Here is a 1,661-nt window from a genome sequence, read left to right as displayed (position 1 = left end):
TAGTATAAGGGATTATAAAATAAAGGCTGGTATGACACAGTTGGTTAACGTTTTATCTTTAAGAATAGATGGGGTAAAATATAGATGGGGTAAAATATAGATATGGAAAAGAATATTCTCCACTCGATATTTTTTGATGAATATAACCACTGGGATAAATTAGTGGACAAATATGGTCAAAGAATTCGTGAAGTGGTTCAGTCAGAAGTGAATAAATTTCGTCACTGTGGGGAGATTGTTAGAGGGTTTCGATTATTTGTTTGTGAAGGATGCAATGACGTTAAGAAAGTGGCATTCCGATGTAAAGGAAAATTTTGTCCGACTTGTGCGATGGGAGAAACGCAACGTTGGAGTGAAGCTGTCGCAAAAGATATGTATAAAACTGTTCATCGTCATATTGTATTTACGATTGATGAAGGTTTGCGGAAATTATTCCTTCTCCATCGGGAGAAGCTGTTGAAAGGATTAATGGATGAATCTGCTAAAATTATTAAAGAGTACTTTAATAAGAAAGGTATAGAACCGGGAATCACCTTAGGATTACACACGTTTGGATCAAAATTAGAATTTAATCCACATATTCATATGATTGTGACGATGGGCGGACTGAATAAACAAGGTGAGTGGGAAGATTATGACTATATACCATTTAAAATGTTACGTGTATACTGGCAGAACGCAGTTCTGAAGCTCCTTAGACGAGTATTGACTCCGAATGAAAAAAGAGAACACCAATATCTACTTCAGAAAGCTTACTCTAAAAATGCAGAAGGTTTCTACGTAAATGCACCGAAAAGAAGTCGGACTAAAATTTTGGGACTTCTCCAGTATATTGGTCGATATATGAAAAGAGGACCGATCGCTTTAAGTCGCATCAAGGCTTATGATGGTGAGATCGTTGCCTTTGTATATCATGACAAACGAACAAATAAAGAAGAAACACTTGTAATGAGTGTAGAAGAATTTATTTTATCGTTAGTTCGTCATATCCCAGAAAAAGGTTTTAAGATGATTCGTCATTATGGCCTGTATAGCCGACGAATAAAGACACTTTCTAAGAAAATTGTGATTGCCTTTCAAGAAAAGGTTAAAAAGCTCCTCTTTAATGCGAAAGAAATGATGAAGCCAAAGTCGTGGAGAGAACGAATAATCGAACGTTTCAAAGAGGACCCTTTAAAATGTATGCATTGTGACAACTATTATGAGTTCAAGGGGACGGTTGCGCCCAAAAATGGCCGATTAAAAGTTGTTTATGCGAATGATATACAAGCCCATGAATATCTAAAGAGGGAGATTAAACGTCTTGAAGAAGAAGCGTACAAAATTGAAAAAGAACAAGCAGACCAAAAAGCTTTTGAAGAACTTCGGTTCAACTGGCAATCGCTCAAAGAAAGTATTGAACAACGAGAACGTGAACTTTATTTGTCTACAATGTGGGAAAGAGGAATTGATTCCTACGGAAGTTGTTGAACATTTTGACTTCCTAGATGATGGGGATCCATCGGAGCCACCAAGATTTAATTGTGAAGAATGCCATGGTGAAATGATTCCAGAATACTTTGTAAGTCACACGGGGATCGTATATGACAATAGAACACAAAAATAAAAAGGTCAGCAGATAATAAAGAGTCCTCGGGCGAACTTTGCCCGAGGTTTTCTTA

At 36.8% G+C, this 1,661-nt stretch carries 1 protein-coding gene; it reads left to right on the top strand.

Going from position 1 to position 1,661, the window contains the following annotated elements:
- Positions 1-102 precede the first annotated feature (102 nt).
- The gene (locus ACYVLS_RS09010) at positions 103-1,470 is read left to right on the top strand and encodes an IS91 family transposase (protein ID WP_460323738.1); all 1,368 of its coding nucleotides are present in this window, start codon (positions 103-105) and stop codon (positions 1,468-1,470) included.
- Positions 1,471-1,661: the final 191 nt, after the last annotated feature.

It is taken from the genome of Alkalibacterium psychrotolerans (assembly GCF_054784355.1).
Note: the sequence above shows the minus strand (reverse complement) of the source record. Positions and strands in the feature narration are given on the sequence as shown.

Coding starts and splice junctions, on each gene's coding strand:
- ACYVLS_RS09010 (WP_460323738.1), top strand. CDS start 103: ATGGAAAAGAATATTCTCCACTCGATATTTTTTGATGAATATAACCAC.